The sequence below is a fragment of the Pseudomonas sp. Irchel s3f19 genome (assembly GCF_900187555.1).
Taxonomy (GTDB): Bacteria; Pseudomonadota; Gammaproteobacteria; order Pseudomonadales; family Pseudomonadaceae; genus Aquipseudomonas; species Aquipseudomonas capeferrum.
Genome location: NZ_FYDW01000003.1, coordinates 339,507 through 359,774, shown reverse-complemented (window position 1 = coordinate 359,774; position 20,268 = coordinate 339,507). Strand labels below are relative to the sequence as shown.

Genomic DNA, 20,268 nt, shown 5'->3' with positions numbered 1-20,268 from the left:
AGCGGGCTCGCCCCGCGAACACCGGCAAAGCCGGTGCCATAACCGCGGTGGCTGCTTCGCGGGGCAAGCCCGCTCCCACACCCTGCCCCTGCAGACTCTTAACCCGGTACGCGACGGATCTTCGCGCCCAGCATCTGCAGTTTTTCTTCGATGCACTCGTAACCACGGTCGATGTGGTAGATGCGATCGATCAGGGTATCGCCATCGGCAACCAGTGCCGACAGCACCAAGCTGGCCGAAGCACGGAGGTCGGTGGCCATTACCGGTGCACCTTTGAGCGCCTTGACGCCCGTGACGATGGCCGTGTTGCCTTCGACCTGGATCTGCGCGCCCATGCGGTGCATTTCGTAGACGTGCATGAAGCGGTTTTCGAAGATCGTCTCGATCACCGCGCCAGTGCCTTCGGCGATGGCGTTGAGCGAGATGAACTGCGCCTGCATGTCGGTCGGGAACGCCGGGTAAGGCGCGGTACGCAGGTTCACAGCCTTGGGCCGCTTGCCGTGCATGTCCAGCTCGATCCAGTCTTCGCCGGTGTTGATGTCGGCGCCCGCTTCCTTGAGTTTTTCCAGTACTGCTTCAAGGATGGTCGGGTCGGTGTCCTTGACCTTGACGCGGCCACCGGTGACGGCAGCGGCGACCAGGTAGGTACCGGTCTCGATACGGTCTGGCATGACCCGGTAGGTGGCCGAGTGAAGGCGCTCGACGCCATCGATGGTGATGGTGTCGGTGCCGGCGCCCTGAATCTTGCCGCCCATGGCGTTGATGAAGTTGGCCAGGTCGACCACTTCAGGCTCGCGCGCGGCGTTTTGCAGTACGCTGCGACCCTTGGCCAGGGCTGCGGCCATCATGATGTTCTCGGTACCGGTCACACTGACGGTATCGAAGAAGAAGTGCGCACCGCGCAAGCCACCTTCAGGGGCCTTGGCCTTGATGTAGCCGGCTTCGACTTCGATCTTCGCACCCATGGCTTCCAGGCCACGGATGTGCAGGTCGACAGGGCGCGAGCCGATGGCGCAACCGCCAGGCAGAGCCACTTCGGCCTCGCCGAAGCGCGCGACCATAGGGCCCAGCACCAGGATCGAGGCGCGCATGGTCTTGACCAGCTCGTACGGCGCGACCAGCGTCTTGATGGTACGCGGGTCGATTTCCACCGACAGCTTCTCGTCGATCACAGGCTCGATGCCCATGCGCCCGAACAGCTCGATCATAGTGGTGATGTCGTGCAGGTGCGGCAGGTTGCCCACGGTGACCGGGCCGTCAGCCAGCAGGGTCGCCGCCAGAATCGGCAGGGCCGCGTTCTTCGCGCCCGAAATGCGGATCTCGCCGTCAAGGCGAGCACCGCCAGTAATAATCAGTTTGTCCATTGGAGTCTCGCCGCCAAGTTGGCTCAGGTGCGCTCAGCCCAGGCTGCGCTGCTGAAAAATTTCATGGTTACCGCATGGATGCTGCCATTGGCGATCCAGGGATTAAGGTGAGCATAGATCGCCTGTTGACGCTTGACCGGGCTCAGGCCAGCCAACTCGTCGCTGATCACGTTCAACTGGAAGTTGCAGCCTTCGCCTTCAACTTCGACCCGGGATCCCGGCAATTTTTCTTCAAGGAAGCTTTTAACTTCTACGGCCTGCATGCTCAACCTCAATCGGCGCCCGATGCGCACGGGTCGGCCATCATACAAAAAAGCCCCTCGCCTGCGAAGCCCACTGAAGGTTTGCGCTGACCGAGGGGCCATCCATCCGTGTCAGGCCATCAGCTGGCCAGCACTTCATCGAGGTCGTAGACCTCGGCAATCTCCCGCATGTCTTCGGGCATTCCACGCACTTCGCAGACCTTGCCAGTGGCCTGGCCATCGCGGATGAACGCCAGCAGCAGCGACAGGCCGACGCTCGACGACTTGTCCACCGCCGAGCAATCGAGGATCAGGCGCGGCTCTTTGGAAGCCTCGACCAGCGCCTTGCCTTGCTTGCGCAAGGCCGGGCCACTGCGATAGTCCAGCACGCCTGCCAGGCGCAGTACGCCCGGCTCGGCCATGCTTACGCCGGTTTCACTCATTTCACGACCTTATCGGACGATTGATCGGCTTCCTGCTTGGCCTTGGCCACTTCGCCTGCCCAGCCGTCGATGGTTTTATCCAGGTCGTTGCCGTTGCGCTGCATGGCGTCGGAGAACTGGTCACGGAACAGCTTGCCGATGTTGATGCCGTTGACGATGACGTTACGCACCTTCCACTCGCCGGCGATGTTCTCCAGGGTGTACTGCACCGGATACACGGCACCGTTGTTGCCCGTCACCTTCATGCCGACGCTGGCACGCTTGCCGTCATCGACCTTGGCAGGATCGACGACGATGCCCTGGTTGTTGTATTCCAGCAGGGCGTTGCCATAGAACTGCATCAGGCTGCGCTTGAAGTTTTCCTGGAAGCGCTGCATCTGCTCAGGCGTGGCCTTGCGCGAGTACTTGACGGTCATGATGCTGCGCGAAATACCGTCAGCGTCCACCACCGGGCCGAGGATGCGGTTGAGCGCATCGTAGAAGGCGCTGGGGTTGGACTTGTACTGCTCCTTGTTGGCCTTGAGGTCACCCAGCAGTTCGTTGGTCGTGCCTTGAACCACCTCGTGGGGCGTCTGTGCCGCCAGGGTCAGCAGGGGGAAGGCCGCCAGCAGGACCAGCAGGCCACGTCGCAGGATCGAAATCATGGAAACTCCTTAATTAGCCGGTTGCGCTTCTTTCGGTTCCTTGCCAACGGAGTTGAGCAGGAACTTGCCAATCAGATCTTCCAGCACCAGGGCCGACTGGGTGTCGTGGATGGTCGCGCCATCCTTGAGCACCTGATCTTCGCCGCCCACGCTGATGCCGATGTACTTCTCGCCCAGCAACCCGGCGGTCAGGATCGAGGCAGTGGAGTCGGTCGGCAGGTTGTCGACGGTCTTGTCCAGCTGCAGCGTCACCCGACCGGTGTAGGAATCACGGTCCAGATCGATGGCGGTGACCTTGCCGATCGTCACACCGGCCATGGTCACTTTAGCTCTGACCGTCAAACCGGCGATATTGTCGAAGTACGCATAAACTTTGTAGGTATCACTGCTCGGGCTGGCCGACAGCCCGCTGACACGCAGGGCCAGCAGCAGCAGCGCCAGGATCCCGGCCAGGAGGAACAGGCCGACACCGATTTCCAGGGTGCGGTTTTGCATCAGAAATCTCCAAACATCAAGGCGGTCAGAATAAAGTCCAGACCCAGGACTGCCAACGAGGCATAGACCACGGTCTTGGTGGTGGCGCGGCTGATCCCTTCTGAGGTGGGCTCACAGTCGTACCCCTGGAACACGGCAATCCAGGTGGTGACGAAGGCGAACACCAGGCTCTTGATCAAGCCGTTCAACACGTCGTCGGTAAAGGAAACACTGTTCTGCATGTTGGCCCAGAACGAGCCCTCGTACACGCCCAGCCAGTCGACTGCGACCCACGAACCACCCCAGATGCCGACCACGCTGAAGATCAGCGCCAACAGCGGCAGCGAGATGAAACCGGCCCACAATCGCGGCGCGATGATGTACTTGAGCGGGTCGACGCCAATCATCTCGAGGCTAGACAACTGCTCGGTGGACTTCATGTTGCCGATCTCGGCGGTCAGCGCGGAGCCCGCACGGCCAGCGAACAGCAAGGCGGTCACCACCGGCCCGAGCTCACGCAGCAGGGTCAAGGCAACCATCTGCCCGACCGCCTGCTCCGAACCGTACTTGGTCAGGATGCTGTAACCCTGCAGCGCCAGCACCATGCCGATGAACACACCGGACACGGCAACGATCGCCAGCGACAGCACGCCCACCGAATACAGCTGCTTGGTCAGCAGCTGGAAACCACCGCCAATGCCGCCACGCCCGACCAGCGCGTGAAACAGGAACAGGCAGGAACGCCCGAGCACCGCCACCACGTCGATCGCCGAGCGACCGAACAGGCGAACACGTTCGAGTAAGGATTTTCTGCGCATCAACGCGCCCCCAGCAGGTCGGCGCGGTAATCAGGCGCGGGAAAGTGGAAGGGTACCGGACCGTCCGGATCGCCCTTCATGAACTGGCGAATACGCGGGTTGTCCGAGCCCATCAGTTCGTCGGGCGTGCCCTGCCCCAGCACCTGACCATCACCGACCACGTAGATATAGTCGGCAATGCTGGCGGTTTCGGCCAGGTCGTGGGAAACGACAATGCTGGTGATGCCCAGTGCATCGTTGAGCAGGCGGATCAGGCGCACCAATACGCCCATGGCGATCGGGTCCTGGCCGACGAACGGCTCGTCATACATGAGGATCTGCGGGTCCAGGGCAATCGCACGGGCCAACGCCACCCGGCGCTTCATGCCACCGGACAGCTCGTCGGGCATCAGGTCGATGGCTCCGCGCAGGCCCACGGCCTGCAGCTTCATCAGCACGATGTCACGGATCATTTCTTCCGACAGCTGGGTATGCACGCGCAGCGGGAAGGCGACGTTCTCGAACACATCGAGGTCAGTGAACAGCGCGCCACTCTGAAACAGCACGCCCATCTGCTTGCGCGCGTCGAACAGGTCGCTGCGCGACAGCGTCGGCAGATTCTGCCCCGCTACCCACACCTCACCACCGGACGGGCGCAACTGCGCGCCCATCAGGCGTAGCAACGTGGTCTTGCCGCAACCCGATGGCCCCATGATGCCGGTGACCTTGCCGCGCGGGATGCGGATGTCGACATTGCTGAAAATGCTGCGCGAACCGCGCTTGAAGGATACCCCCTTCAACTCGACCGCGTAGGCGCTATCCACACTCATCTAGACTCCTTGCTAGTGCAGCCTCGTCCTAATGGACGCCGGCCCTCTTCTTGAAGGCACACGCGCCCGTGGCAGGCCGAATAGCGGCGAACTATAGCACCGCTGACAGCGCCGCCCCAAGGCCGGGGAGCGAGTCGTTCAGCCCTGAGACAGGCTTTGATGACATTCGTCACAGCAATCGAAAGGGTGAGGGTTTCTTTCATTGCGGCTATAATCGCCGCCTTTTCATCAGGCATTGCTTTTTCGACATGAGCCAATCCAGCGAGCTGATCCAATCCGCCCAACGCACCTTGCGCCTGGAACTCGAGGCCGTAGAGGCCCTGTTGGCGCGCATCGACGACAATTTCGTCAAGGCCTGCGAACTGATCCTGGCAAGCACGGGCCGGGTCGTCGTGGTCGGCATGGGCAAGTCCGGGCACATCGGCAACAAGATCGCCGCCACCCTGGCCAGCACTGGCACGCCTGCGTTTTTCGTGCATCCGGCCGAAGCCAGCCATGGCGACATGGGCATGATCACTCGCGACGATGTCATCCTGGCCCTGTCGAACTCCGGCAGCACCGCCGAAATCGTCACACTGCTGCCCTTGATCAAGCGCCTGGGCATCAAGCTGATCAGCCTCACCGGCAACCCTGATTCGCCCCTGGCCCAGGCCGCCGAGGTCAACCTCGACGCCCGTGTTGCCCAGGAGGCCTGCCCGCTGAACCTGGCGCCGACCTCCTCCACCACGGCATCGCTGGTACTGGGCGATGCCCTGGCGATCGCCCTGCTCGAAGCCCGCGGCTTCACTGCCGAGGACTTCGCCTTCTCGCACCCCGGTGGCGCGCTGGGCCGTCGCCTGCTGCTCAAGGTCGAGAATGTCATGCACACCGGCGACGAACTGCCCCAGGTGGCACGCGGCACCCTGCTCAAGGACGCACTCCTTGAAATGTCCCGCAAAGGCCTGGGCATGACCGTGATCGTCGAAGCCAATGGCACCCTGGCCGGGGTGTTCACCGACGGCGACCTGCGCCGCAGCCTCGATCGCAATATCGACGTGCACACCACGCTGATCGACGACGTGATGACCGTGCACGGCAAGACTGCCCGCGCCGAGATGCTCGCTGCCGAAGCCCTGAAGATCATGGAAGACCACAAGATCGGCGCCCTGGTGGTCGTGGACCGCGACGACCGGCCGACCGGTGCCCTCAACATGCACGATCTGCTGCGCGCCGGAGTGATGTAAATGAACCAGAACCTCATGCAACGGGGCAAGGCCATCAAGCTGGCGGTGTTCGACGTCGACGGCGTGCTCACCGACGGTCGCCTTTATTTCCTCGAAGATGGCAGCGAATTCAAGACCTTCAACACCCTCGATGGCCAGGGCATCAAGATGCTCATGGCCTCGGGCGTAACCACCGCAATCATCAGCGGGCGCAAGACCCCGGTGGTCGAGCGCCGCGCGAAGAACCTCGGTATTCCTCACCTTTTCCAGGGCCGCGAGGACAAATTGGTGGTTCTTGACGGCCTGCTCGCCGAACTGGGCCTAAGCTATGATCAGGTCGCCTATCTGGGCGACGACCTGCCAGACTTGCCGGTGATTCGCCGCGTGGGCCTGGGCATGGCGGTAGCCAACGCCGCGCCGTTCGTTCGCCAGCACGCCCAGGGCGTGACCCAGGCGCGCGGCGGCGAAGGGGCCGCCCGTGAATTCTGCGAACTGATCATGCAGGCCCAGGGCACCCTGGACGCTGCCAACGCCAACTACCTGTAAGGCTGCCCATGTTCAGCAAGAAAGTCCGCAACTTTGCGCTGCTCGGGGTCATCGCCGCCCTGCTGGTGGCGATCGGCTACTGGAACGTCAGCCCGGAAAGCTTCCTCGACAAGCCGGTGAGCCAGGTCGACGATAGCGCTATCGACTACTACGCGACCAACGCCCACAGCCTGCAATTCTTGCCCGACGGCAAACTGCAGTATGAAATGACCGCCGACAAGGTCGAGCACCTCAAGGCCAGCGAAATCACCCTGCTGACCACGCCCGACCTGCATATGTACCGCGGCACCGAGTACCCATGGCACGTGCAGAGCGCCCGCGCCGAGGTCAACCCGGACGGTACCGAGGTCGAGCTGATCGACCAGGTACGCGTTGCCCGCACCGACGAAAAGCAGCGTGAGACCATCATTACCAGCTCACGCATGACCGTGTTCCCGCAGAAGCAATATGCGCAGACCGAGCAAGCCGTTAGAATCGACGGCGCCGGTGGCACAACTACGGGCAAAGGAATGAAAGCGTATTTGAAAGAAGGCAGGATGGACCTGCTCTCTAACGTAAGAGGACAGTATGAGGCTCGTTAAAACCCTCCCCCTTTTGCTCAGCCTGAGCGCAGCACTGGGAAGCGCGAGCGCCTTCGCACTGCCGAACGACCGTGATCAGCCGATCCGTATCCAGGCCGACAATGCCCATCTGGACGACAAGCAGGGTGTGGCCACCTACACCGGCGATGTGATCATCACCCAGGGCTCGATGAAAATCACTGGCAACACCGTGACCATCACCCGCTCCGCCACCGGCGATATCGACGTGGTGACCTCGGTAGGCAACCTGGCCTACTTCGAGCAGCAACAGAGCGCCGCCAAGCCGGACAAGATGAAGGGCTGGGGTGTGACTATCCAGTACCAGTCGCAGAAGGACCTGGTGATCCTCACCGACCGCGCCAAGGTCGAAAACGAAGGCAACACCACCGAAGGCGAGAAAATCGTCTACAACACCCAGACCCAGGTGGCGACCGCCGGTCGCGGTGGCAACGTGACTACACCGCGTCAGCGTATCGACATGGTGATCCAGCCCAAGAAGAAGGCCGAGTAAATGGCAACCCTTAAAGCCCAGCACCTGGCCAAGAGCTACAAGGGTCGGCAGGTCGTGCGCGATGTCAGCCTGTCGATCGACAGTGGCCAGATCGTCGGCCTGCTCGGCCCCAACGGCGCCGGCAAGACCACCTGCTTCTACATGATCGTCGGCCTGGTCCAGGCTGAGCAAGGGCGCGTGCTGATCGACAACCTCGATGTCAGCCACCAGCCCATGCACGGTCGCGCCCGCGCCGGTATCGGCTACCTGCCGCAGGAAGCTTCGATCTTCCGCAAGCTGTCGGTGGCCGACAACATCATGGCGATCCTCGAGACCCGCAAGGAACTCGACCGCGACGGCCGCCGCAAGGAGCTGGAAAGCCTGCTGCAGGAGTTCCATATCAGCCACATCCGCGACAACCTCGGCATGAGCCTCTCGGGTGGCGAACGCCGCCGCGTCGAGATCGCCCGGGCCTTGGCAACCGCACCGAAGTTCATCCTGCTGGACGAACCCTTCGCGGGTGTCGACCCGATTTCGGTCGGCGACATCAAGCAGATCATCCACCATCTCAAGGCCAAGGGCATCGGTGTACTGATCACCGACCACAACGTGCGCGAGACCTTGGATATCTGCGAAACCGCTTATATCGTCAATGATGGCCGACTGATCGCCGAAGGCGATGCCGAGACCATCCTGGCCAACGACCTGGTCAAAGAGGTTTACCTGGGTCACGAGTTCCGACTCTGACCCCGGGACGCACCTGGAGCACCGGCAAATAACCCTTGACGGGGTTTAAGTTGTTACGGTGCTCTAGGCAAACGCTACAATTTAAGGCATAAAACTTGCTTGAATTTGGCGCTCCGGCGCCCTCGTGTAGTGGATGGCGCATGCGCGCCGGCGAACAAGGTATTAAGCCCCTGCCATGAAACCATCGCTCGTCCTAAAAATGGGCCAGCAACTGACGATGACTCCTCAGTTGCAACAGGCCATCCGCCTCCTCCAGCTGTCCACCCTGGACCTCCAACAGGAAATCCAGGAAGCGCTGGAGTCGAACCCGATGCTCGAACGTCAGGAAGACGGCGAGGACTTCGACAATAGCGACCCGATGGCCGATAACGCCGAGAGCAAACCGGCCGCCGAAGCCCAGGACAACAGCTTCCAGGAAAGCACCGCCAGTGCCGAAAACCTGGAAGACGGTGAGTGGAGCGAGCGCATCCCCAACGAGCTGCCGGTCGACACCGCCTGGGAAGACATCTACCAGACCAGCGCCAGCAGCCTGCCAAGCAACGATGACGACGAGTGGGACTTCACCACCCGCACATCGGCCGGCGAGAGCCTGCAAAGCCACCTGCTGTGGCAGCTGAACCTGGCGCCGATGTCCGATACCGATCGCCTGATCGCCGTCACTCTGATCGACAGCATCAATGGCCAGGGCTACCTGGAAGACACCCTGGAGGAGATCTGCGCCGGTTTCGACCCTGAACTGGATATCGAGCTGGACGAGGTCGAAGCGGTCTTGCACCGCATCCAGCAGTTCGAGCCTGCCGGCGTCGGTGCACGCAACCTCGGCGAATGCCTGCTGTTGCAACTGCGTCAGCTGCCGGCCAGCACCCCCTGGATGGCCGAGGCCAAGCGCCTGGTCACCGACTTCATCGACCTGCTGGGTGGCCGCGACTACAGCCAGCTGATGCGGCGCATGAAGATCAAGGAAGACGAACTGCGCCAGGTCATCGAACTGGTGCAAAGCCTCAACCCGCGCCCCGGTTCACAGATCGAATCGAGCGAGCCCGAGTACGTCGTGCCCGACGTCATCGTGCGCAAGGACAGTGAGCGCTGGCTGGTCGAGCTGAACCAGGAGGCGATCCCGCGGCTGCGCGTCAACCCGCAGTACGCAGGCTTTGTCAGACGCGCCGACACCAGCGCCGACAACACCTTCATGCGCAACCAGCTGCAGGAAGCGCGCTGGTTCATCAAGAGCCTGCAGAGCCGCAACGAAACGCTGATGAAGGTCGCCACGCAGATCGTCGAGCATCAGCGCGGTTTTCTCGACCATGGCGACGAAGCGATGAAGCCCTTGGTGCTGCATGACATTGCCGAAGCGGTGGGCATGCACGAGTCGACCATTTCGCGGGTCACCACGCAGAAATACATGCACACGCCCCGCGGTATCTACGAACTGAAATACTTTTTCTCAAGCCATGTGAGCACCGCCGAAGGCGGAGAATGCTCGTCCACGGCGATCCGCGCGATCATCAAGAAACTGGTTGCGGCGGAAAATCAGAAAAAGCCATTGAGTGACAGCAAGATCGCTGGTTTACTGGAGGCACAAGGCATCCAGGTAGCCCGTCGCACCGTCGCCAAGTACCGCGAGTCTCTCGGCATCGCACCGTCGAGCGAGCGCAAGCGACTGATGTAGCCCCTGGTATGTGCCACAGCATTTGCGGGGCAGGTGCAAGACCTGCCTCTTTATGATGCACGGGCAACAAAGGAGAAGCTGTATGCAAGTCAACATCAGTGGACACCATGTAGAAGTCACCCCGCCGCTGCGCGACTATATCGAGCAGAAACTCAAGCGCCTGGAGGGTCACTTCGACAAGATTACCAACGTGCAGGTCATCATGAAGGTCGAGAAGCTGCAGCAGAAGGTCGAAGCGACCCTGCAGATTCCTGGCGGTGAAGTGGTCGCCAACGCGGAACACGAAGACATGTATGCAGCGATCGACGCCTTGGCCGACAAGCTCGACCGCCAACTGAAAAAACACAAGGAAAAACAGCAAAGCCTGCTGCAAGGCACGGCTGCCCGCTGATCCCCCTCATCCATGATCCGACTTGAAACCATCCTGACCCCCGGCCGTTCCCTCGTGAACGTGCCGGGCGGCAGTAAGAAGCGCGCCCTCGAAAAGGTCGCCACTGTCATCGCCGACCAAGTGCCAGAACTGGAGATGCAAGACGTCTTCGAAAAACTGGTCGCCCGTGAAAAACTCGGCTCGACCGGGTTCGGCAACGGCATCGCCATCCCCCACTGCCGGCTCGAAGGATGCACCGCCCCCGTCAGCGCCTTGCTGCACCTGGAGGCACCGATCGACTACGACGCCATCGATGGCGCACCCGTGGACCTGCTGTTCGTCCTGCTGGTGCCCGAAGCTGCCACCGATGCGCACCTGGAACTGCTGCGCCAGATTGCCAGCATGCTCGATCGCAAAGAGGTTCGTGATCGTCTGCGTGCAGCCAGCAGTAACGAGGCCCTGTACCAGGTTGTCCTGGACGTCCAGAGCGAGCCCTGAACATGCGTCTGATCATCGTTAGCGGCCGGTCCGGCTCCGGCAAGAGCACCGCCCTCGATGTGCTGGAAGACAACGGTTTCTATTGCATCGACAACCTGCCCGCCGGCCTGCTACCGCAGCTGGCGGAAAACGCGTTGATCAATACCGAGTTGCTGCAACCCAAGGTCGCTGTGTCGATTGACGCGCGCAACCTGCCCAGCCACCTGTCGCGTTTCCCCGAACTGCTCGAAGAGGCCCGAGCGCGGCACATCCAATGCGACGTGCTGTACCTGGACGCCGACGAAGATACGCTGCTCAAACGCTTCTCCGAGACGCGCCGGCGCCACCCACTGACCAATGCCAACCGTTCCCTGGCAGAGGCAATACGGGTCGAGAGCGACATGCTGGGGCCGATCTCCGATCTGGCTGACCTGAAAATCGACACTACCAGCCTAAACCTTTACCAACTGCGCGACTCGATCAAGCTGCGCCTGCTCAACCAGCCAGAGCCTGGCACTGCGTTTCTGGTCGAATCGTTCGGCTTCAAGCGCGGCATGCCGGTCGATGCCGACCTGGTGTTCGATGTGCGCTGCCTGCCCAACCCCTATTGGAAGCCCGAGCTGCGTGAGCACTCCGGCCTCGATCAGCCGGTGATCGACTACCTCGCCGCCCAGCCGGATGTCGAAGAGATGTTCAACGACATTTCCAGCTACCTGCTCAAATGGCTGCCCCGCTTCGCCGCCAGCAACCGCGCCTACGTCACCATCGCCATCGGCTGCACCGGCGGCCATCACCGCTCGGTGTACCTGACCGAACGCCTCGGCGAGTTGCTGCAGCAATCACTGAAAAACGTCCAGGTCCGCCACCGCGACCTCTAGCCCACAGGATCCACCCCACGATGCCCGCCTGCGAAATCACCATCATCAACAAGCTGGGCCTGCATGCCCGGGCGGCAGCCAAGTTCGTCGGCGTGGCCGGGCGCTTCCCCTGCCAGGTGCGCGTGGGCCGCGCGCCCGACAAGCTGGTGGACGGCAAAAGCATCATGGCAGTGATGATGCTCGCGGCAGGCAAAGGCACCCAGGTGCACCTGCTGACCGAAGGCGAACAGGACAACGAAGCGCTGGAAGCTTTGATCGAGCTGATCAACAACTACTTCGACGAAGGCGAGTAAACCGCTCAGGACATCGCGGTGTCCATCACCATCATCAGGCAGAAACCGATACACAGCCCCAGGCTGGCCAAGCGGTGATGCCCATTGCTGCGCGACTCAGGGATGATTTCCTGGGTCACCACCAACAGCATCGCTCCCGCCGCACACGCCAACCCCAACGGCAGCAGCAGTTCGGCTACGTTGACCAGCCAGGCACAGATCACCGCAGCCACGGGTTCGACCAGGCCTGAAGCGGCTCCGATCAGAAACGCCTTGAACCGCGGCATGCCCGCCCCCGCCAGCACCAGCGCTATCACCAGGCCCTCAGGCACATCCTGCAAGGCGATGCCCATGGCCAGGCTGTCGGCATCCGCCATACCGCCACCCGCCGACACGCCGATGGCCATGCCTTCAGGAATGTTGTGGGCAATGATGGCAATCACGAACAGCCAGATTCGCGCGGCGATCACTGGCTGGTTATCCGTGCCGACCAAGGCTTCCGGCGAGGCGCCGGAAACCTTGAGGTCGACCAGAAACAAGCACAAGGCGCCGAACATCAAGCCAAAGCTGATCAGGCCGCCCGCGCCCCAGGGGCTGAAGCCGATACCTTGAGCCGCTTCCAGCCCCGGAATGATCAGGGAAAACGCGGTGGCCGCCAGCATCACGCCGGCGCCGAAGCCCAGCAGTGTGTCGGCCAGGGCCACCGGCATATTACGTATCACCAACACCGGTACCGCGCCCAGCGCCGTCCCCAACGCGCACAGTGCGCCCCCCTCGAGGGCGCGCAACATGCGCGGTTCCAGGCCCAGCCAGGCAATGCCCTGCGCCATCAACAGCGCAGTGCCGACCAGCAACAGCAAGGTTCCTATCGCCAGGCGAAACAGACGCACGCTGCTGACGGACAACACCTGTGAACGCATACCGGATCGACTCACTTCAAGGCTTCGAGATAACGACGTTCTACTTCCGCCCAGTCGACGACGTTGTAGAAGGCACCGATGTATTCAGGGCGACGGTTCTGGTACTTGAGGTAGTAAGCGTGTTCCCACACGTCCAACCCCAGGATCGGCGTATTACCGTGCATCAGCGGGCTGTCCTGGTTGCCGCTGCTTTCAACCACCAGCTTGTTTTCCGGGGTGACGCTGAGCCAGGCCCAACCACTACCGAAGCGGCTCAGTGCCGCTTTGGTGAACGCGTCCTTGAAGGCGTCGAAACCACCTAGCTCGGCTTCGATTGCCTTGGCCACCTGACCGTGCGGCTGGCCGCCACCCTGTGGCGCCATCACGGTCCAGAACAGCGTGTGGTTGGCGTGGCCACCCCCTTGGTTGATCACCGCAGCCTGCAGCTTCTCTGGCAACTGCTTGACCGCGCCGACCAACTGCTCCACCGGCCACTCGGCCCATTCGGTGCCTTCGATAGCGGTGTTGAGGTTGTTGATATAGGTCTGGTGATGCTTGCTGTGGTGAATCTCCATGGTCTGGGCATCGATGTGCGGTTCCAGCGCATCGTAGGCATAGGGCAACGCAGGCAAGGTGTGTGGCATGTCAGTGGATTCCGTAAGCGTGGGGTCTGGGTGTCACGTCTGCCTTCGCGGCCAGCGCGCTGGCCTCGGGTGCGTGACGGTTGAGCAGGCGCTCGGTGCGCGGGTACTGGCCGTACTCGGCGATGAAATTCAGCAACTCGGTGTAGGTGCGCCCACTGTGGCGCAGCGCGGCATCGCGCAGCGCCTGGGGCAAGCGGGCCTCCTGGCTGGCCTGCAGCAGGCGCTGATGCGCAGAGCACAGGTAGTCGGCGCTCTCGTGCGGCTGGTTCAGGCGCAGGTGCAGGTCGGCCAGGTTGTGGTGAGCGATGACGAACACCGCCACCGCTTCGTCGACGTCATGCCAGCGCTCGAACAGCACCTGGGCCAGCGCCAGGGCTTGCAGGTAGTGTTCCCGTGCATCGACCCACTCACCTTGCTCGAACAGGTGGTTGGCCATTTCGGTGGTGCGTTTCCAGTGCTGCATGGCGTGTCTCCTGCGCCGGGGTCAGATCCCGCCGGCGGTGAGTTTTTCCGGGTCGAGCAGCGCTTCCAGTTGGTCGCGCGACAAGTCGGTATGCTCCAGCGCCACATCGATGATCGGGCGGCCCTGCTTGTAGGCGGTCTTGGCGATTTCGGCGGCCTTGAGATAGCCGATGATCGGGTTCAGCGCCGTGACCAGGATCGGGTTGCGCGCCAGCGCCTCCTTGAGCTTGCCTTCATTGACCTTGAACGTGGCGATGGCCTTGTCGGCCAGCAAGCGGCTGACGTTGGCCATCAGTTCGATGCTTTCCAGCAGGTTGCGGGCGATCACCGGCAGCATCACGTTCAGCTCGAAGTTGCCCGACTGTCCAGCAATGGCGATGGTCGCGTCATTGCCGATGACCTGCGCAGCCACCATGGCAGTGGCTTCCGGGATCACTGGGTTGACCTTGCCCGGCATGATCGAAGAGCCAGGCTGCAGGCCTTGCAGTTCAATCTCGCCAAGGCCGGCCAACGGGCCGGAGTTCATCCAGCGCAGGTCGTTGGCGATTTTCATCAGCGCCACCGCAGCAGTCTTGAGCTGGCCGGAAAGGGCTACGGCGGTGTCCTGCGAGCCGATCAGGGCAAACAGGTTCTGCCCAGGGGTGAACTCGACCTGGGTCAGGGCACTGAGCTGGCGCGCGAAGCCGGCAGCGAACTGTGGGTGGGCGTTGATGCCCGTCCCCACCGCCGTACCACCCTGGGCCAGCGCCTGCAGGCTCGGCAGGGTCGCCTCGATGTGCGCCTGCGCACCTTTGATTTGTGCTGCCCAGCCGTCGAGCACCTGGCTCATGCGCACGGGCATGGCGTCCATCAGGTGGGTACGGCCGGTTTTGACGAATGGGTGTACCTGCTGCGATTTGGCCTCGATCACCTGTACCAGGTGACGCAACGCTGGCAGCAGTTGCTCGTGCAGCGCCAGGGCGGCACTGACATGGATGGTGGTCGGGATGATGTCGTTGCTGCTCTGGCCGCAGTTCACATGGTCGTTGGCATTGACCGCATTACCCAGCACGCGGGTCGCCAGGGTGGCGATCACCTCGTTGGCGTTCATATTCGAACTGGTGCCGGAACCGGTCTGGAACACATCCACCGGGAAATGCTGGATGAAATCTTCCGCCAGCAGTTGTTCGACTGCCTTGACGATGGCCTGACCTTGCTCCGCGCTCACCTGCTCCAGCTCGATGTTGGCCTTGGCCGCTGCGGCCTTGGCCAGCAGCAATGCGCGAATGAACTGGGCCGGCATGCGCTGGCCGCTGACCGGGAAGTTGTCGACCGCGCGCTGGGTCTGGGCGCCATACAGGGCCTCGGCAGGCACCTGCAGCTCACCCATGCTGTCACGCTCGATACGGGTATTACTCATCGTCTAATCCTTGCATCAGTTCATCGGGAGAAATCGAAGGCAGCAGCACGCAATTGGCCAATTGCAGGGCGTAGGGCTGCCAGCGCTGGTTCTGTTCGCGGCGGTCGAGGTTGCGCAGGTCGAGCAAGGGTCGCCAGGCCTGGTCCAGGCACAGGCAGCGCCAATGCCAGGGCAGCATGCGGTCGCAAGCGGTATCCAGGAGCAGGCGAAAGGAGGTCAGGGCCACCGTCCATGGCAAGGTTTCGGTGCAGCACACCAGGTAGCGGCCTTCGGCCAGGTAGTGCTCGATCAGGCGCGGCTCATCGGGCTCGAGCGCGCAGCGAATGCGCCGGCTGAGCCAGCGCCAGTTTTCCAGGTAGGGCAACTCGTGGAGGACGGATTTCATGAACACCATCGCCAAGCAACTGGGTAATGATATTCATTATTAAGTGATAAATAGAATCACTTCAAGAGGGCATCGACCAAAGCAGGAAGTAAGCAGGTATAAAAAAACCCGGCGCGCAGGCCGGGTTTTGTAGATCAGGCGGCCACTCAGCTGCCGGCAACGGTCATCCGTTCGATCAGCACCGAGCCCGTGTGAATATTGCTGCGGGTCTCAAGATCGCTACCGATCGCCACGATTTGCTGGAACATGTCCTTCATGTTCCCGGCGATGGTCACTTCCTGGACCGCATGCTGGATCTCGCCGTTCTCGACCCAAAAGCCTGCAGCCCCACGCGAATAGTCGCCCGTGACCATGTTCAGGCCATGCCCCATCAACTCGGTCACCAACAAGCCACGCCCCATCCGGCGGATCAGGGCCGCCTGGTCCTCGACGCCGTGGGTCACATACAGGTTGTGCACACCACCGGAGTTGGCCGTGCTGGGCAGGCCGAGCTTGCGCCCGGAATAGGTCCCCAGCAGGTACGACACCAGCTCACCCTTGTCGACGAACGGTTTGGCGTAGGTCGCCAGGCCGTCACCGTCGAACGCAGCACTGCCCAAGGCCCGGGGAATATGCGGGCGCTCATCGAGGGTCAGCCAGCTTGGGAACAGCCGCTGCCCGATAGTGCCTTCAAGGAACGACGACTTGCGGTACAGGTTGCCGCCGGAAATGGCCGACAGGAAGCTGCCAAACAGGCCGCCGGCGAGCTCTGCCGAGAACAGCACCGGCACTTCGCACGTCGGCACCGGGCGCGCGCCGAGGCGGCTGGCCGCACGCTGGGCCGCACGCTGGCCGATGCTGCGCGGGTCGGCCAACAAATTGCCCTGGCGGTTTACGTCATACCAGTAGTCACGCTGCATCTGGCCATCACCCTCGGCGATCATCACGCAGCTCAGGCTGTGTCGGGTCGAGGCGTAGCTGCCGATGAAGCCGTGGCTGTTGCCATACACTCGGCACCCTTGGTGAGTGTTGAGCGTGGTGCCATCGGCATTGAGAATGCGTGAATCGGCGTCGAACGCCGCGGCCTCGCAAGCCAGGGCCATCTCGATCGCCTTCTCGGGTTCGATGTCCCAGTCGTGGTAAAGGTCCAGGTCCGGGATATCGCGGGCCATCAGGGCGGCGTCGGCCAAGCCGGAGCATTCGTCTTCGGACGTATGCTTGGCGATCGCCAGCGCGGCGGCTACGGTTTCGCGGATCGCCTCGGGGCCACTTGCCGAGGTACTGGCGGAGCCTTTGCGCTGGCCGACATAGAGGGTGATGCCAAAGCCCTGGTCACGGTTGAACTCGACCGTTTCGACCTCGCGCTGACGCACCGTGGTGGACAGGCCTTGCTCCAGCGAGACCGCCACTTCGCAGGCACTGGCGCCCTGGCGACGCGCTTCGGCGATGATCGCTTCGACCTGCTCCTGCAAGGCTGGCAGGTCTTTCGGACCTACGCTCTGGACTGCACTCATGGTTCTCTCCACTCAAATTCTGCGTTCGGCGAGGGTCATTCTACGACCGGGCCGGACAAGCGGCCCCCGACTGGTTATCATGGCGGCGATTTCTAGCGGACTGCCACCATGGTTGATTCAAACGACGACGCCTTCGACGGCGAAAAAAGCAAAACCCAGATCAAGCGCGAACTGCATGCACTGGTCGAACTCGGCGAGCGCCTCACTACGCTCAAGGCCGACACCCTGGCACGCCTGCCGTTGACCGACGAGCTGCGCAAGGCGCTGGCCGAGGCCAGCAAGCACACCGCTCACGGTGCCCGCAAACGCCACATGTCGTTTGTCGGCAAGCTGATGCGTGTGCAGGACCTGGATGCCATCCATGCCTTGCTCGAACAGATGGACAGCTCGACCCGCCAGTACAACGAGCGTTTCCACGGCCTGGAGCGCTGGCGCGACCGGTTGATCGACGGCAATGACGAAGACCTCGAACGCTTCGTCAACGAGTACCCCGATACCGATCGCCAGCAAATGCGCTCGCTGATCCGCCATGCCCAGCACGAGAAGGCGCGTAACAAACCGCCTGCCGCCGCGCGCAAGGTGTTCAAGTACATCCGCGACCTCGACGAGCTGCAGCGCGGATTGCGCTGATTGCCCAGGGGCTGCTGCGCAGCCCCCACACCTGTCACGCCCCGGTCCCGCCGACGGTAATCGCATCGAGTTTCAACGTCGGCTGCCCAACCCCTACCGGCACCGACTGCCCATCCTTGCCGCACGTGCCGACGCCACTGTCCAGCGCCAGGTCATTGCCGACCATCGACACCCGGCTCATCGCCTCCGGCCCGTTGCCAATCAGCGTTGCACCCTTGACCGGCGCGGTGATCTTGCCGTCTTCGATCAGGTAAGCCTCACTGGTGGAGAAGACGAACTTGCCGCTGGTGATATCCACCTGGCCACCGCCCAGGTTGGCGCAATAGATGCCCCTCTTCACCGAAGCGATGATTTCCTGCGGGTCGCTTTCGCCCGCGCGCATGTAGGTGTTGGTCATGCGCGGCATCGGCAGATGGGCGTAGGATTCGCGGCGGCCATTGCCGGTCACGGCCATGCCCATCAGGCGGGCGTTCAGTTTGTCCTGCATGTAGCCTTTGAGCACACCGTTCTCGATCAGCGTGGTGCACTCGGTCGGGGTGCCTTCGTCATCCACGCTCAACGAACCGCGGCGGCCTTCAAGGGTGCCGTCGTCGACGATGGTGCACAGTTTCGACGCCACCTGCTCACCGATCCGGCCGCTGAACGCCGAGCTGCCCTTGCGGTTGAAGTCGCCTTCCAGGCCATGGCCCACCGCTTCATGCAACAGTACGCCCGACCAGCCCGGCCCCAGCACCACGGGCAAGGTGCCCGCCGGGGCAGGAATCGCCTCCAGGTTCACCAGGGCCTGACGCAACGCCTCACGGGCATAACCCATGACCTTCTCTTCGGTGAAGAAGCGGTAGTCGGTACGCCCGCCGCCACCCTGGCCACCGCGCTCGCGGCGGCCATTGTGTTCGACGATGACGCTGACGTTGAAGCGCACCAGCGGGCGCACGTCGGCGGCCAGGCTGCCATCGGCCGCCGCGATGAGAATGCGCTCCCAGACCCCGGCCATGCTCACGCTGACCTGCTGGATACGCGGGTCCAGCGCGCGGGTGGCGGCATCGACACGCTTGAGCAGGTCGACCTTTTCGGCCCGACTGAGCACATCCAGGGGGTTGTCCGGCGCATACAGGGCCGTCACATCCTGGCTGCGGAAAGCCTGGACCGTACCATTCTGCCCGGCACGGGAGATCGAACGCGCGGCACGGGCCGCCGAGGTCAGTGCCTCCAGGTTGATGGCGTTGCTGTAGGCGAAGCCGGTCTTTTCACCGGACTGGGCACGCACGCCCACGCCTTGGTCGAGGTTGAAGCTGCCCTCTTTGACGATGCCGTCCTCCAGCGCCCAGGTTTCCGAGATCTGGCCCTGGAAATACAAGTCGGCGGCATCGATGCCCGGGCCGGCCAACTCACCCAGCACAGCCTGCAGGCTGTCCAGGGTCAACCCGCCTGGGGCCAGGAGCTGCTCGCTGACGGTGGATAACATCTGGCTCATAGTCACTCCGAGGTGTGCGCAGGCCGCAAGGCGTCCTGCGAGAAAAAGCGCCGGTGCGAAACCACCGGCATGCGCGCCCGAATGGACGCTTGTTCATCAGTGTCGCGCTCGGCGAGCAATACCGCTTCGCCCTGCGCCTGCTGCGCAACGATCCGCCCCCAAGGGTCGACGATCGCTGCATGCCCATGGGTTTCCCGTGGGCCTGGATGGGTGCCGCCCTGCGCTGCGGCCAACAGGTAGCATTGGGTCTCGATGGCACGCGCGCGAATCAGCACGTCCCAGTGCGCCGCGCCCGTCACCGCAGTGAAGGCGGCTGGCGCGGAGATCAGCTCGGCCCCGGCAGCGCGCAAGGCACTGTACAACTCGGGGAAGCGCAGGTCATAGCATACGCTCAGGCCCAAGCGCCCCACCGGGGTATCGGCCACCACCACCTGCGCGCCATGGGCATAGTCGTCGGACTCACGGTAACGGCCTCGGTTGTCGGCGACGTCCACGTCGAACAGGTGCAACTTGTCGTAGCGTGCCGCCACTTCACCGTGCTCGTCGATCAGCAGTGAGCAGGCATGGGCCTTGGCATCAGGCTGGCCGACCGGTGGCAACGGCAAGGTGCCGGCAACAATCCATAACTTGAGGTCGCGCGCGGTGCGTTTCAACCATGGCAGGATCGGCCCTTCGCCCAAGGCTTCGGCGCGGCCGATCGCTGCAGCATCCTTGCGCCCCATGGCGGCGAAGTTTTCTGGCAGCACGGCCAGGCGTGCGCCACCGAGCGCGGCCTGTTCAAGCAGGGCGCCGGCACGCTGCAGGTTGGCCAGCACGTCGTCCTGACTGACCATCTGGATCACCGCTGCCTTCATGA

At 62.6% G+C, this 20,268-nt stretch carries 26 protein-coding genes; 11 read left to right on the top strand and 15 right to left on the bottom strand.

Features of this window, described 5'->3' with window-relative positions:
• Window positions 1–98: 98 nt before the first annotated feature.
• The 7 genes from murA to CKW22_RS09545 form a co-directional block, all read right to left on the bottom strand.
• Window positions 99–1,364 (bottom strand): UDP-N-acetylglucosamine 1-carboxyvinyltransferase, encoded by a 1,266-nt coding sequence (gene murA / locus CKW22_RS09575; protein ID WP_033701085.1) that lies wholly within the window; start codon window positions 1,362–1,364, stop codon window positions 99–101.
• Between the two features lie 23 nt (window positions 1,365–1,387).
• Complete coding sequence (locus CKW22_RS09570) at window positions 1,388–1,627, bottom strand: BolA family protein (protein ID WP_003255121.1); 240 nt, start codon at window positions 1,625–1,627, stop codon at window positions 1,388–1,390.
• Window positions 1,628–1,746: 119 nt separating this feature from the next.
• Window positions 1,747–2,049: a lipid asymmetry maintenance protein MlaB gene (locus CKW22_RS09565; RefSeq protein ID WP_033701086.1), complete on the bottom strand. Its 303-nt coding sequence runs from the start codon at window positions 2,047–2,049 to the stop codon at window positions 1,747–1,749.
• The gene (locus CKW22_RS09560) at window positions 2,046–2,693 is read right to left on the bottom strand and encodes a phospholipid-binding protein MlaC (RefSeq protein ID WP_033701088.1); all 648 of its coding nucleotides are present in this window, start codon (window positions 2,691–2,693) and stop codon (window positions 2,046–2,048) included. Before CKW22_RS09560 ends, CKW22_RS09565 begins: the two co-directional genes overlap by 4 nt.
• A 9-nt stretch (window positions 2,694–2,702) precedes the next feature.
• Window positions 2,703–3,188, bottom strand: a complete 486-nt coding sequence (gene mlaD, locus CKW22_RS09555; RefSeq protein WP_016501327.1) for an outer membrane lipid asymmetry maintenance protein MlaD — start codon at window positions 3,186–3,188, stop codon at window positions 2,703–2,705.
• Window positions 3,188–3,985 (bottom strand): lipid asymmetry maintenance ABC transporter permease subunit MlaE, encoded by a 798-nt coding sequence (gene mlaE / locus CKW22_RS09550; protein ID WP_033701089.1) that lies wholly within the window; start codon window positions 3,983–3,985, stop codon window positions 3,188–3,190. The genes mlaD and mlaE overlap by 1 nt, the downstream gene beginning before the upstream one ends.
• Window positions 3,985–4,794 carry an ATP-binding cassette domain-containing protein gene (locus tag CKW22_RS09545; protein WP_033701092.1) on the bottom strand — a complete coding sequence of 270 codons (810 nt, stop codon included), beginning with the start codon at window positions 4,792–4,794 and terminating at the stop codon, window positions 3,985–3,987. Before CKW22_RS09545 ends, mlaE begins: the two co-directional genes overlap by 1 nt.
• A gap of 248 nt (window positions 4,795–5,042) precedes the next feature.
• Between CKW22_RS09545 and CKW22_RS09540 the strand changes: the two genes are divergently transcribed.
• The 10 genes from CKW22_RS09540 to CKW22_RS09495 all read left to right on the top strand — a co-directional run bounded on the left by CKW22_RS09540 (window position 5,043) and on the right by CKW22_RS09495 (window position 12,047).
• Entirely contained in the window at window positions 5,043–6,017 is a 975-nt protein-coding gene (locus tag CKW22_RS09540; RefSeq protein WP_033701093.1) for a KpsF/GutQ family sugar-phosphate isomerase, read from the top strand.
• Window positions 6,018–6,542, top strand: a complete 525-nt coding sequence (locus CKW22_RS09535) for an HAD family hydrolase (protein ID WP_033701094.1) — start codon at window positions 6,018–6,020, stop codon at window positions 6,540–6,542.
• Window positions 6,543–6,550: 8 nt separating this feature from the next.
• Window positions 6,551–7,123, top strand: a complete 573-nt coding sequence (lptC, locus tag CKW22_RS09530) for an LPS export ABC transporter periplasmic protein LptC (protein ID WP_033701095.1) — start codon at window positions 6,551–6,553, stop codon at window positions 7,121–7,123.
• Window positions 7,110–7,634, top strand: coding sequence for a lipopolysaccharide transport periplasmic protein LptA (gene lptA, locus CKW22_RS09525; RefSeq protein WP_033701097.1), 525 nt, complete (start codon window positions 7,110–7,112; stop codon window positions 7,632–7,634). The genes lptC and lptA overlap by 14 nt, the downstream gene beginning before the upstream one ends.
• Complete coding sequence (gene lptB / locus CKW22_RS09520; protein ID WP_033701098.1) at window positions 7,635–8,360, top strand: LPS export ABC transporter ATP-binding protein; 726 nt, start codon at window positions 7,635–7,637, stop codon at window positions 8,358–8,360.
• Between the two features lie 175 nt (window positions 8,361–8,535).
• Complete coding sequence (locus CKW22_RS09515; RefSeq protein WP_033701099.1) at window positions 8,536–10,029, top strand: RNA polymerase factor sigma-54; 1,494 nt, start codon at window positions 8,536–8,538, stop codon at window positions 10,027–10,029.
• Between the two features lie 82 nt (window positions 10,030–10,111).
• Window positions 10,112–10,420, top strand: a complete 309-nt coding sequence (hpf, locus tag CKW22_RS09510; RefSeq protein WP_033701100.1) for a ribosome hibernation-promoting factor, HPF/YfiA family — start codon at window positions 10,112–10,114, stop codon at window positions 10,418–10,420.
• A 12-nt stretch (window positions 10,421–10,432) separates the two neighbouring features.
• A complete protein-coding gene (gene ptsN, locus CKW22_RS09505; protein WP_033701102.1) occupies window positions 10,433–10,897 on the top strand; it encodes a PTS IIA-like nitrogen regulatory protein PtsN in 465 nt (154 codons plus the stop codon).
• 2 nt (window positions 10,898–10,899) lie between these two features.
• On the top strand, window positions 10,900–11,754 hold the full coding sequence (gene rapZ, locus CKW22_RS09500; protein WP_033701103.1) for an RNase adapter RapZ: 855 nt from the start codon (window positions 10,900–10,902) through the stop codon (window positions 11,752–11,754).
• Window positions 11,755–11,774: 20 nt separating this feature from the next.
• The gene (locus tag CKW22_RS09495) at window positions 11,775–12,047 is read left to right on the top strand and encodes an HPr family phosphocarrier protein (protein WP_033701105.1); all 273 of its coding nucleotides are present in this window, start codon (window positions 11,775–11,777) and stop codon (window positions 12,045–12,047) included.
• A gap of 5 nt (window positions 12,048–12,052) precedes the next feature.
• Here CKW22_RS09495 and CKW22_RS09490 read toward each other — a convergent pair whose 3' ends face one another.
• The 6 genes from CKW22_RS09490 to pmbA all read right to left on the bottom strand — a co-directional run bounded on the left by CKW22_RS09490 (window position 12,053) and on the right by pmbA (window position 17,308).
• The gene (locus CKW22_RS09490; protein WP_047581410.1) at window positions 12,053–12,946 is read right to left on the bottom strand and encodes a ZIP family metal transporter; all 894 of its coding nucleotides are present in this window, start codon (window positions 12,944–12,946) and stop codon (window positions 12,053–12,055) included.
• Window positions 12,947–12,957: 11 nt separating this feature from the next.
• Window positions 12,958–13,569: a superoxide dismutase gene (locus tag CKW22_RS09485; protein ID WP_033701107.1), complete on the bottom strand. Its 612-nt coding sequence runs from the start codon at window positions 13,567–13,569 to the stop codon at window positions 12,958–12,960.
• A 1-nt stretch (window position 13,570) separates the two neighbouring features.
• Window positions 13,571–14,032, bottom strand: a complete 462-nt coding sequence (locus tag CKW22_RS09480; RefSeq protein WP_033701108.1) for a hypothetical protein — start codon at window positions 14,030–14,032, stop codon at window positions 13,571–13,573.
• Between the two features lie 21 nt (window positions 14,033–14,053).
• Window positions 14,054–15,430 (bottom strand): lyase family protein, encoded by a 1,377-nt coding sequence (locus CKW22_RS09475; RefSeq protein ID WP_033701110.1) that lies wholly within the window; start codon window positions 15,428–15,430, stop codon window positions 14,054–14,056.
• Window positions 15,423–15,824: a hypothetical protein gene (locus CKW22_RS09470; protein WP_033701111.1), complete on the bottom strand. Its 402-nt coding sequence runs from the start codon at window positions 15,822–15,824 to the stop codon at window positions 15,423–15,425. Before CKW22_RS09470 ends, CKW22_RS09475 begins: the two co-directional genes overlap by 8 nt.
• 137 nt (window positions 15,825–15,961) lie before the next feature.
• Complete coding sequence (gene pmbA / locus CKW22_RS09465; protein WP_033701112.1) at window positions 15,962–17,308, bottom strand: metalloprotease PmbA; 1,347 nt, start codon at window positions 17,306–17,308, stop codon at window positions 15,962–15,964.
• 108 nt (window positions 17,309–17,416) lie between these two features.
• On the opposite strand from pmbA, the gene yjgA reads away from it, so the two are divergent.
• A complete protein-coding gene (gene yjgA / locus CKW22_RS09460; protein ID WP_033701114.1) occupies window positions 17,417–17,938 on the top strand; it encodes a ribosome biogenesis factor YjgA in 522 nt (173 codons plus the stop codon).
• Between the two features lie 34 nt (window positions 17,939–17,972).
• On the opposite strand, the gene tldD is transcribed toward yjgA, so the two are convergent.
• Together tldD and CKW22_RS09450 are read right to left on the bottom strand one after the other, a co-directional pair.
• Window positions 17,973–19,412 (bottom strand): metalloprotease TldD, encoded by a 1,440-nt coding sequence (tldD, locus tag CKW22_RS09455; RefSeq protein ID WP_033701116.1) that lies wholly within the window; start codon window positions 19,410–19,412, stop codon window positions 17,973–17,975.
• 2 nt (window positions 19,413–19,414) lie between these two features.
• Complete coding sequence (locus CKW22_RS09450) at window positions 19,415–20,266, bottom strand: carbon-nitrogen hydrolase family protein (protein ID WP_047581397.1); 852 nt, start codon at window positions 20,264–20,266, stop codon at window positions 19,415–19,417.
• Window positions 20,267–20,268 lie beyond the last annotated feature (2 nt).

Bases quoted from the DNA above. Each gene is read 5' to 3' on its own strand.
- murA (WP_033701085.1), bottom strand. From the start codon at position 1,364: ATGGACAAACTGATTATTACTGGCGGTGCTCGCCTTGACGGCGAGATC.
- CKW22_RS09570 (WP_003255121.1), bottom strand. From the start codon at position 1,627: ATGCAGGCCGTAGAAGTTAAAAGCTTCCTTGAAGAAAAATTGCCGGGA.
- CKW22_RS09565 (WP_033701086.1), bottom strand. From the start codon at position 2,049: ATGAGTGAAACCGGCGTAAGCATGGCCGAGCCGGGCGTACTGCGCCTG.
- CKW22_RS09560 (WP_033701088.1), bottom strand. From the start codon at position 2,693: ATGATTTCGATCCTGCGACGTGGCCTGCTGGTCCTGCTGGCGGCCTTC.
- mlaD (WP_016501327.1), bottom strand. From the start codon at position 3,188: ATGCAAAACCGCACCCTGGAAATCGGTGTCGGCCTGTTCCTCCTGGCC.
- mlaE (WP_033701089.1), bottom strand. From the start codon at position 3,985: ATGCGCAGAAAATCCTTACTCGAACGTGTTCGCCTGTTCGGTCGCTCG.
- CKW22_RS09545 (WP_033701092.1), bottom strand. From the start codon at position 4,794: ATGAGTGTGGATAGCGCCTACGCGGTCGAGTTGAAGGGGGTATCCTTC.
- CKW22_RS09540 (WP_033701093.1), top strand. From the start codon at position 5,043: ATGAGCCAATCCAGCGAGCTGATCCAATCCGCCCAACGCACCTTGCGC.
- CKW22_RS09535 (WP_033701094.1), top strand. From the start codon at position 6,018: ATGAACCAGAACCTCATGCAACGGGGCAAGGCCATCAAGCTGGCGGTG.
- lptC (WP_033701095.1), top strand. From the start codon at position 6,551: ATGTTCAGCAAGAAAGTCCGCAACTTTGCGCTGCTCGGGGTCATCGCC.
- lptA (WP_033701097.1), top strand. From the start codon at position 7,110: ATGAGGCTCGTTAAAACCCTCCCCCTTTTGCTCAGCCTGAGCGCAGCA.
- lptB (WP_033701098.1), top strand. From the start codon at position 7,635: ATGGCAACCCTTAAAGCCCAGCACCTGGCCAAGAGCTACAAGGGTCGG.
- CKW22_RS09515 (WP_033701099.1), top strand. From the start codon at position 8,536: ATGAAACCATCGCTCGTCCTAAAAATGGGCCAGCAACTGACGATGACT.
- hpf (WP_033701100.1), top strand. From the start codon at position 10,112: ATGCAAGTCAACATCAGTGGACACCATGTAGAAGTCACCCCGCCGCTG.
- ptsN (WP_033701102.1), top strand. From the start codon at position 10,433: ATGATCCGACTTGAAACCATCCTGACCCCCGGCCGTTCCCTCGTGAAC.
- rapZ (WP_033701103.1), top strand. From the start codon at position 10,900: ATGCGTCTGATCATCGTTAGCGGCCGGTCCGGCTCCGGCAAGAGCACC.
- CKW22_RS09495 (WP_033701105.1), top strand. From the start codon at position 11,775: ATGCCCGCCTGCGAAATCACCATCATCAACAAGCTGGGCCTGCATGCC.
- CKW22_RS09490 (WP_047581410.1), bottom strand. From the start codon at position 12,946: ATGCGTTCACAGGTGTTGTCCGTCAGCAGCGTGCGTCTGTTTCGCCTG.
- CKW22_RS09485 (WP_033701107.1), bottom strand. From the start codon at position 13,569: ATGCCACACACCTTGCCTGCGTTGCCCTATGCCTACGATGCGCTGGAA.
- CKW22_RS09480 (WP_033701108.1), bottom strand. From the start codon at position 14,032: ATGCAGCACTGGAAACGCACCACCGAAATGGCCAACCACCTGTTCGAG.
- CKW22_RS09475 (WP_033701110.1), bottom strand. From the start codon at position 15,430: ATGAGTAATACCCGTATCGAGCGTGACAGCATGGGTGAGCTGCAGGTG.
- CKW22_RS09470 (WP_033701111.1), bottom strand. From the start codon at position 15,824: ATGGTGTTCATGAAATCCGTCCTCCACGAGTTGCCCTACCTGGAAAAC.
- pmbA (WP_033701112.1), bottom strand. From the start codon at position 17,308: ATGAGTGCAGTCCAGAGCGTAGGTCCGAAAGACCTGCCAGCCTTGCAG.
- yjgA (WP_033701114.1), top strand. From the start codon at position 17,417: ATGGTTGATTCAAACGACGACGCCTTCGACGGCGAAAAAAGCAAAACC.
- tldD (WP_033701116.1), bottom strand. From the start codon at position 19,412: ATGAGCCAGATGTTATCCACCGTCAGCGAGCAGCTCCTGGCCCCAGGC.
- CKW22_RS09450 (WP_047581397.1), bottom strand. From the start codon at position 20,266: ATGAAGGCAGCGGTGATCCAGATGGTCAGTCAGGACGACGTGCTGGCC.